Source organism: Acidocella sp. (assembly GCF_028687955.1).
Taxonomy (GTDB): Bacteria; Pseudomonadota; Alphaproteobacteria; order Acetobacterales; family Acetobacteraceae; genus Acidocella.
This window is the reverse complement of sequence record NZ_JAQTZC010000080.1, coordinates 1-8449: the sequence shown is the minus strand read 5'-3', so window position 1 is coordinate 8449 and position 8449 is coordinate 1. Positions and strand designations below refer to the sequence as shown.

General features: G+C 63.1%; 9 protein-coding genes and 1 other RNA gene. 5 read left to right on the top strand and 5 right to left on the bottom strand.

Going from position 1 to position 8449, the window contains the following annotated elements; translation table 11 throughout:
• Nucleotides 1-467: 467 nt before the first annotated feature.
• The 4 genes from recR to ffs form a co-directional block, all read right to left on the bottom strand.
• Nucleotides 468-1058 carry a recombination mediator RecR gene (recR, locus tag PHE40_RS09790; RefSeq protein ID WP_299961266.1) on the bottom strand — a complete coding sequence of 197 codons (591 nt, stop codon included), beginning with the start codon at nt 1056-1058 and terminating at the stop codon, nt 468-470.
• Complete coding sequence (locus PHE40_RS09785; RefSeq protein ID WP_299961265.1) at nt 1058-1381, bottom strand: YbaB/EbfC family nucleoid-associated protein; 324 nt, start codon at nt 1379-1381, stop codon at nt 1058-1060. The genes recR and PHE40_RS09785 overlap by 1 nt, the downstream gene beginning before the upstream one ends.
• The gene (locus PHE40_RS09780) at nt 1378-3165 is read right to left on the bottom strand and encodes a DNA polymerase III subunit gamma/tau (RefSeq protein ID WP_299961264.1); all 1788 of its coding nucleotides are present in this window, start codon (nt 3163-3165) and stop codon (nt 1378-1380) included. The genes PHE40_RS09785 and PHE40_RS09780 overlap by 4 nt, the downstream gene beginning before the upstream one ends.
• Nucleotides 3166-3194: 29 nt before the next feature.
• Nucleotides 3195-3293, bottom strand: an RNA gene (gene ffs / locus PHE40_RS09775) — signal recognition particle sRNA small type.
• 72 nt (nt 3294-3365) lie between these two features.
• Here ffs and nudC point away from each other — a divergent pair.
• Nucleotides 3366-4268, top strand: coding sequence for an NAD(+) diphosphatase (gene nudC / locus PHE40_RS09770; RefSeq protein ID WP_299961262.1), 903 nt, complete (start codon nt 3366-3368; stop codon nt 4266-4268).
• Between the two features lie 83 nt (nt 4269-4351).
• On the opposite strand, the gene PHE40_RS09765 is transcribed toward nudC, so the two are convergent.
• The gene (locus PHE40_RS09765; protein WP_299961260.1) at nt 4352-5254 is read right to left on the bottom strand and encodes a histone H1-like repetitive region-containing protein; all 903 of its coding nucleotides are present in this window, start codon (nt 5252-5254) and stop codon (nt 4352-4354) included.
• Between the two features lie 364 nt (nt 5255-5618).
• On the opposite strand from PHE40_RS09765, the gene PHE40_RS09760 reads away from it, so the two are divergent.
• The 4 genes from PHE40_RS09760 to PHE40_RS09745 are packed head-to-tail and all read left to right on the top strand — an operon-like array spanning nt 5619 to nt 8382.
• The gene (locus PHE40_RS09760; RefSeq protein ID WP_299961258.1) at nt 5619-6059 is read left to right on the top strand and encodes a DUF983 domain-containing protein; all 441 of its coding nucleotides are present in this window, start codon (nt 5619-5621) and stop codon (nt 6057-6059) included.
• Nucleotides 6052-6528 carry a UPF0262 family protein gene (locus tag PHE40_RS09755; protein WP_299961256.1) on the top strand — a complete coding sequence of 159 codons (477 nt, stop codon included), beginning with the start codon at nt 6052-6054 and terminating at the stop codon, nt 6526-6528. Before PHE40_RS09760 ends, PHE40_RS09755 begins: the two co-directional genes overlap by 8 nt.
• 11 nt (nt 6529-6539) lie before the next feature.
• A complete protein-coding gene (gene mtnA, locus PHE40_RS09750) occupies nt 6540-7628 on the top strand; it encodes an S-methyl-5-thioribose-1-phosphate isomerase (RefSeq protein WP_299961254.1) in 1089 nt (362 codons plus the stop codon).
• Nucleotides 7621-8382 (top strand): DUF2272 domain-containing protein, encoded by a 762-nt coding sequence (locus tag PHE40_RS09745; protein ID WP_299961252.1) that lies wholly within the window; start codon nt 7621-7623, stop codon nt 8380-8382. Before mtnA ends, PHE40_RS09745 begins: the two co-directional genes overlap by 8 nt.
• Nucleotides 8383-8449 lie beyond the last annotated feature (67 nt).

The following is an 8449-nucleotide window of genomic DNA, read 5'->3' as shown; positions in this document are numbered from 1 at the left end:
TTGCCTTCAACCAAGGTAATCGTTGTCTGGTTGTCGTTATGTCCGTGCCGGGATAAAAACAAAACCTGCGCGGGATTAATAAAAATCTCCCGCCGGTCATTCATCTGGTCAACCTGAAATTTCACGAGTTCCGGCAATCCAACCTCCTGTTATTTTTTTTAAACGGGGCAAACCACCCCACAGACCACCCTATCACGTTACACCCAAGCAAAATACCGCTATTTTTATCGCCGCCCTCTCGCAACACCTGTCATCATACCCGCGCCATCATTCCTACAAAATATTGAGTTTTCCTAGAAAAAACATCATACCAAAAACCGAAACCAGCCCAGGAAGGAAGCAACCCCAAACTCATTCCTTTTCCGATACAAACTCGCACAAATTGGGGTGCAAGCAAAAAATTAAGCCGAACTAACAATGTGTTATAAAACAATCCTCACAAACGCTCCCCGTGGAGCATTCCCGCCTCAGGCCAGCCTGCGCGCCCGCAGCGCTGTTGCCAGCGTGCCCTCGTCCAGCACCTCCAGCGCGCCGCCCATCGGCACCCCCTGCGCCAGCCGCGAGATGGGAATCCCAAACCCCTTCAGCCGCTCCGCCAGATAATGCCCCGTCGCCGCGCCATCCACGGTTGCCGGCATCGCCAAAATAATCTCCTCCGGCGGGTCACGCTCCAGGCGCGCCAGCAACGAGGCAATCGCCAGATCCTCCGGCCCCCGCCCCGCCAGCGCCGAGAGCGAGCCGCCCAGAACATGGTACGTCCCGCGATAAATCAGCGCCCGCTCCAGCGCCCATAAGTCGGCGACACTCTCCACCACGCAAATCCGCCTCTCGCGCGCCGGGTCCACACAAATCATGCAGGGGTCGCAGGAATCCAGATTCCCGCAAACCGAACATGCCCGCACGCTCGCCGCCACCCCCTCCAGCGCCTCGGCCAGCGGCAGCAACCTCGTCTCGCGTTCACGTAACAATTTCAGCACAATCCGCCGCGCGCTGCGGGGCCCCAACCCCGGCAGCTTCGCAAATAACCCGATCAGCCGTTCAAGTTCAGGGCCCCCCATTAAAACGGTAGCTTAAGCCCCGCCGGCAGATTCAACCCGCCCGTGGCGGTCTTCATCTCGGCTTCCGTCAACTCGTCCAGCTTGCTCTTGGCATCGGCATGCGCGGCCACGATCAAATCCTCCAGCATCTCCGTCTCCGCCGGGTCAGCGAGTTTCGGGTCAACCTTCACCTTTCTCAGCGCACCCTTGCCGCTCAGCGTCACCCGCACCAGCCCGGCGCCAGCCACACCCTCGACCTCGGCGGCGTCCAGCTTGGCTTGCATATCGGCCATTTTCTGCTGCATCTGCTGCGCCTGTTTCATCAGCCCGGCAATATTCTTCATTCGTCATCTCCTTCATAGAATTCATCCGGCGGTGCCAGCGCCGCCCAATCCGCCGGCATCTCCGGCTCCGCCGCCGCCTCCCCGGGATGCAGCTTCTCAATCTTCGCACCAGGGAATTCAGCCAGAATCGCCAGCACCAGCGGATGCGCCACGGCGAACTGCATCACCTCGCTCTCGGCCTTGCCCTCCGCCTGGTCAATCGTCGGCTCGCCCGGCGCATTGGAGAGCGCGACGGTCCAGCGCCGGTGCGTCTCCGCCTCCAGCAGCGCCGCCAGTTTCCCCACCAGATCGCGCGGGGCCTGCGGCTCCAGCCGCAGTTCTATCACCGGCGGCGCAAAGCGCACCAGATGCACCGACTGGCGCAGATGCGCGAACAGCGCTACATCCCGCCTAGCTTCCGCCAGCGCCACCACATCCAAGAAGGTGATCGCCCGCGGCGCCGCCTGCATCATCGCCGGCGCCCCATTGGCCACCGCCCGGCTGCCGCCGCCTGATGGCCCCGGCCCGGCACCGCCCTGCGCCGTGGCGCCGCTCTCGGTAATGCGTTTGAGCAACTCGCCCGGCGGCGGCATATCGGCCACATGGCACAGGCGGATGAGGATCATCTCCGCCGCCGCCCGGCGGTCGGGCGCGGCCTCAACCTCCTGCACGCCTTTCAGCAGCATCTGCCACAACCGTCCCAGGAAGGGGATACTCAACACCCCCGCCAGCGCCGCCCCGCGGGTGCGCTCAGCCTCCGGCAGCGTGGTGCTGGCCATCAGCGCGGGAACAGACTTCATCCGCGTCAGCAAATGCGTCAGCCCCAGCAGATCCGCCAGCAGCACCCCCAGGTCCGCCCCGCGCGCATAGGCGCCGTCGGCGATTTCCAGCGCCTTGGCGGCATCGCCCGCCACCAGCGCGTCCATCAGCTCGAACACATAGGAGCGGTCCGCCAGGCCCAGCATTTCGGCCACCATTTCAGCGGTGATCCCGGTTTCATCCTCGCTGCCGCGCGCAATCGCCTGGTCCAGCAGTGATAAACCATCGCGCACCGAGCCATCCGCCGCACGGGCGATATGCTCGATGGCGCCCGGTGAAATCGCCACCGATTCGTTCTGCGCAATGCGGGTGAAGTGCGCCGAAAGTTCGCTCACCGCCACACGTCGCAGGTCAAACCGTTGGCAGCGCGAGAGCACGGTGATCGGCACCTTGCGGATCTCTGTGGTGGCCAGCACGAACTTGATATGCGGCGGCGGCTCCTCCAGCGTTTTCAGCAGCGCATTGAACGCCTGCTTGGAGAGCATGTGCACCTCGTCGATGATGAACACTTTAGTGCGCGCCGAGAGCGGCTTGAAGCGCGTCGCCTCGATGATCTCGCGCACATCGTCAACGCCGGTGTTGGAGGCGGCGTCCATCTCCACCACATCGGGGTGGCGGTCAGCCAAAATAGCGATGCAGTTTTCGCATAATCCGCAGGGGTCCGGCGTGGGGCCGCCGCTACCGTCCGGCCCGGTGCAGTTGAGCGCGCGGGCCAGAATACGCGCGGTGGTGGTTTTGCCGACCCCGCGCACCCCGGTGAGCATGAAGGCATGGGCGATGCGGTTCATCGCGAAGGCGTTGCGCAGGGTGCGCACCAGCGCCTCCTGGCCGATCAGATCATTAAAGGTGGTGGGCCGGTATTTGCGCGCCAGCACACGGTAGGCAACGGCTTTTGCGGGAGCTTCCGGCTCATCGCCGAACAGCGAGGGGCCTGAGAAGGCGGGGGGCGCCGCGTCATCCGCTGTGTCATCATCGAACAAACCCATGCGCGGCAGATAACCTTCTACGAAAAGGAGGTGGGAGGCCGGACAACGACCCATGAGGAAACTCGTTGCGGCTGCTGCCTTCCGGCCCTGACCGGGTTGGCGAGGCTCACGTCCGCCGCCGACCTCCCGTGGCCGTTATCACCTCTTCCGTGCCGGCGCGCAAGGTTGCTTCGCGCAACATGTCCTGCCAAATTCGCCCCATGCGGCAAATCATCCCTGGCAGACCCAATCCCTATACCGGCGGCAGGCTGGACCGCGCCGGGCATTTACGGACGGACGAGGCCGGGATGCACGCCATGCGCCACCACCCGGCCAGCCGCTACACCGTGTTCTGGAACGGCAAGGCACTCATCACGGATGCCGCCACACCCCAGGCGGCGCTCACCGGCCTCCCCGATACCGAGGCGCCCTGGGTGTTCCTTGGCCTGCAGGATGATACCCCGATATTCGCCGTGGACCTCTCCGCGCATGAAGATCCGCACACAGCCCTGGCGGAGGAGGTAGGCGCGTTTGTTGATCTGCGCAACCTCACCGCGCTGCTGCCAACGGATGACGCGACGATTCTAGCCACCGCGCTCGGCATGCTGCACTGGCGCGCCACGCATAAATTCTGCCCGGCCTGCGGCGGCGCCATGCTTCCCACGCGCGGCGGCTGGGTACTGCAATGCGCGCAATGCGGCGCTGAGAATTTTCCGCGCAGCGACCCGGCGGTGATCATGCTGGTGGTCCGCGGCGATTATCTTCTGCTCGGGCAGTCGCATAAGTTTCCCGTGGACCGCAATTTTTACTCCACACTGGCCGGTTTCGTGGAGCCGGGCGAGAGCCTGGAGGATGCTGTGCGGCGCGAGGTGTTCGAGGAAGTCGGCGTGCGGGTTGGCGAGGTGGCGTATCATTCCAGCCAGCCGTGGCCCTTCCCCGCCTCGCTGATGCTGGGCTATTATGCCGAGGCACTGACCGAAGAGATTGTACTGGGAGCCGCCGAAATGCGCGATGCGCGCTGGTTCAGCCGCGCCGATATCGCCAACCGCAAGGCGCTTGGCTTCAATCTTCCACCGCAGGATTCCATCGCGCGGCGATTGATCGAGGATTGGCTCGCGAGCTGACCGGCTTAACGCAAGGCAAGTAGCGGCAAAAAATGCGGGAGCATGCGCCCCCGCATTTCCGTCTCTTTAAGTAGAGTCAGGTCTCAACTCTCGATCGAGTCAACCGTGATCGCCTGGGTCATATCGTCCTGCGGCAGATCACCCGGCGCTGACATCGGCTCCACCAATTCCTTCAGCTTGCGCGGCCGGCGCACGACCGGCTTCTTCGCGGCGGCGGGCTTTTTGGGCGCGGCCTTCTTCACGGCGGCAGCTTTTTTGGCAACCGGCTTCTTCGCGGCGGCAGTTTTCTTCGGCGCGGCCTTCTTCACAGCGGCAGCTTTTTTGGCAACCGGCTTCTTCGCGGCGGCAGTTTTCTTCGGCGCGGCCTTCTTCACGGCGGCAGCTTTTTTGGCAACCGGCTTCTTCGCGGCGGCAGTTTTCTTCGGCGCGGCCTTCTTCACGGCGGCGGCCTTCTTGGCAACCGGCTTCTTCACGGCGGCAGTTTTCTTCGGCGCAGCCTTCTTCACGGCGGCGGCCTTTTTGGCAACCGGCTTCTTCACGGCGGCAGTTTTCTTCGGCGCAGCCTTCTTCACGGCAGCGGCCTTTTTGGCAACCGGCTTCTTCACGGCGACAGCTTTTTTGGGCGCGGCCTTCTTCACGGCGGTTTTTTTAGCGGCGGTTTTTTTAGCGGCTTTAACGGCCGGTTTCTTTACCGCGGCTTTTTTCGCCGCCGGCTTCTTCGCAGCCGGTTTTTTAGCGGCCGGCTTCTTCGCTGCGGTCTTCTTGGTGGTTGCCCTCACAGCAAGCGGCTGGGCTCGCATGGTTTCGGTGGTATCTTCGATGGTCACAGGATTGGCTCCTTGATCAGGGTGAATGAAGTTCAGTTCTTTGGCGTCCGGCACTGGATCGTCTCTTGTCACGGTCTGTGACCGTCTTTCCTGTTCGCGTGCGAGGCCTCTCGACCGATACGATATTGACTCGGTTGCGGCGCGAATCGCGCGACGCACGCAAGAATCGCTATTCTGCCCGTCGCACCACGCTGTCAATAAAAAGCGTCATGAAATGCTCTGAATAGGTCATTTTTTTGTGGTCCGTGCAAAAAAAATCGCTCCGAAATGAATTCGGGCGCATGCTTCGTGCGTTTGGCAAGACAGAACACATTGCTCAAGAAAAACAAAACCCCGTGCCGCCAGCGCCTGCACAACCGCCGGACGAAGATACCGCGGGGGCGCGCCTCCGCGAAATTCGCGCCCGGCATTTCCCGCGCGCAATGCTGCAACCGTTGCCTGAAAACCACGCCCGGGGCGCGTTACAACCGCCATGTTCGCCCGGCGCTTGAACTTGGAGGCAATGCGGTGGCTAATGCACCCCATGAACAAACCGCAAGACTACCAACCGGATTTTGAAAGCTGGCCACCCGCCAGGACGCGCGCCAAAACTGAATGGGCAACTGACAGCTGGCCCGCCACCATCGGCCGCGGCATCATAGGCCGTTGCCCGAATTGCGGCGCGGCGCCCATCTTCGATGGTTACCTCAAGGTGCATAAACGCTGCCTGCACTGCGCCGCTCCTTTGGGCGACATGCCCTCCGATGATGCGCCGCCCTACATCGCCATGCTGATCGTGCTGCATGTGCTCGCCTTGTTTTTCGTGTTTTTTTATAGTGGCGACTATCATCCGGGCATTTGGATGGCAGGCGTGCTCCTGGCCATGCTGGCGCTGGTATGCATGGTTGCCCTGCGCATGGCGAAGGGCGCCGTGATTGGGATTATGCTGAAACTTGGTATGAAGCGAGAGGTTCCCAATGGCTGAAACAACGGGACATTTGACGCGCGTGATCCTGGATGGCGGACCGCTGCACCGGATCTCGGCCTTGCAGGAAGCCGACCGGGAGCAGGCTGTCGCTGACTTGCAGGCGGAGAACGAGTTTCACCCCGCCGCGCACCCCGGGCTGCAAAGCATCCTGCATCTTTCCATCCAGGAGGGCAGGCTCGTTTTTGATATCCGCGATGCCCAGGATACCCCCGTGGTCGCTGTGGTGCTGGCGATGGGGCCGTTCAAAATGTTGATCAAGGATTACCAGATGCTGCTCGACAGCTACGCCAGCGCCATCGCCGAAGGCCGCGAGGCGCGCATCCAGGCGATCGATATGGGCCGGCGCGGCCTGCATAATGAAGGCGCGGAGCTGATGAGCGAACGGCTCGCCGGCAAGGTGGTGATTGATTTTCCAACCGCCCGGCGGTTATTCACCTTGGTCTGCGCACTGCATCAAAAACTTTAGGACCTGATACGATGAAAATTGATGGCACGCCCTTTCGTTCGATCTGGGTGGATGACACCGATCGCTGGTCGGTCCGCATTATCGACCAGACCAAGCTGCCCTGGTCGATCGACCTGGCGCGGCTGACCACGCTGGAAGGTGTCGCGCATGCGATAAAGGCCATGCTGGTGCGCGGCGCGCCGCTGATCGGCGCCTCCGCGGCTTATGGCGTGGCGCTGGCGATGCGTGCTGATGCATCGGATGCGAACCTGGCCAATGCCATCGCGGTATTGGGCGCCACGCGGCCGACCGCGATTAACCTGCGCTGGGCGCTGGCGCGCATGCAGCAGGTGTTGCAGCCGCTCAGCCCCGCCGCGCGCACGGCGGCGGCCTACGGCGAGGCGGCGGCGATTTGCGATGAGGATGCGGCGACCAACCAGGCCATCGGCAAGCATGGCCTGCCGTTGATCGCCGCCCGCGCGGCCGGCGGGCGGCGGGTGAATGTGCTCACCCATTGCAACGCCGGGTGGATCGCCACGGTGGACTGGGGCACGGCGCTGGCGCCGATCTATATGGCGCATGATGCGGGCATTGATGTGCATGTGTGGGTGGAGGAGACGCGCCCGCGCAACCAGGGCGCCTCGCTCACCGCCTGGGAGCTTGGCAAACATGGCGTCAATCACACCGTGATCGCCGACAATGCGGGCGGGCATATGATGCAGCGCGGCGATGTGGACCTGGTGATCGTCGGCACCGACCGCGTGACGCGCGCGGGCGATGTCGCCAACAAGATCGGCACCTACCTGAAAGCGCTGGCGGCGCGCGACAACGGCGTGCCGTTCTGGGTCGCGCTACCCTCCTCCACCATCGATTGGACGATCAGCGATGGTCTCGCCGATATTCCCATCGAGGAACGCGCGGCATCTGAAGTCACCACGATGACCGGGCGCGCACTCGATGGTTCGATCGCGACGATCCGCGTGGTGCCTAAGGACAGCCCGGCGGCGAACCCGGCGTTTGATGTGACACCGGCGCGGCTGGTCTCGGGGCTGATCACCGAACGCGGGCTGTGCGATGCGAATGAGTTCGCGCTGCGCGAGATGTTCAGGGATCTTGCGTAAATCCCTGGCGCTGCTGCTGGGGCTGGCCGGTTGCGTGGCCCCGGATGCGCACGCGCCGCGCTTCGCGCAGGTGCCTTATGAGAGTTTTTCGCGGACCGATGCCGTGGCCGTGGCGATGGACGAATGGCGGCTCTGGGGCAGCCGTGTGGACGATTCAGGCGGGGCTGACTACCACAAGAGCCCGGCCACCATGGCGGAGCGTCAGCCGGGCCTGTGGGAGCGTGTGGGCGAGTATTGGTGGGAGGGCCTGAACGCCAACGCCCATGACGCCGCCTACACCGGCAAGCATGACGCGCGGGGCCAGGTGTTTCCCGCCGCCGATGATGGCCGCTATGCGTGGTCGGCGGCGTTTATATCGTATGTAATGCGCATCGCGGGGGCCGGGGCGGCGTTTCCCTACGCGCCGGACCATGCAAAATACATCAACTACGCTGCCCGCGCGGCGCAAGGTGATATCAAAAATCCGCTGCTGATTGCCGAAAACCCCGCCAGCTACGCGCCGCGCCTGGGGGATCTGGTGTGCTTCCCGCGCGAGGGGGCGAGCCGGATGAGCTTCCAGGACTTGCCAACGGCGGCAAATTTCCCCGCGCATTGCGCCATCGTGGTGGCGGGCGGGATGGAGCGCTTAAGCGTGATCGGCGGCAATGTGGATGATGCCGTGACGATGGAGCATCTGGGCACCAACGCCACGGGAGAGTTGAGCGACAACCGCGAGAACTGGTTCGTGGTGCTGCGGGTGATGTATCTACGCTAGAGCGCGATGGGTTTGGGTTGACGCAAGAGCACACCCCGATCGCGCTCTTACTCTTTGCTAATACCAG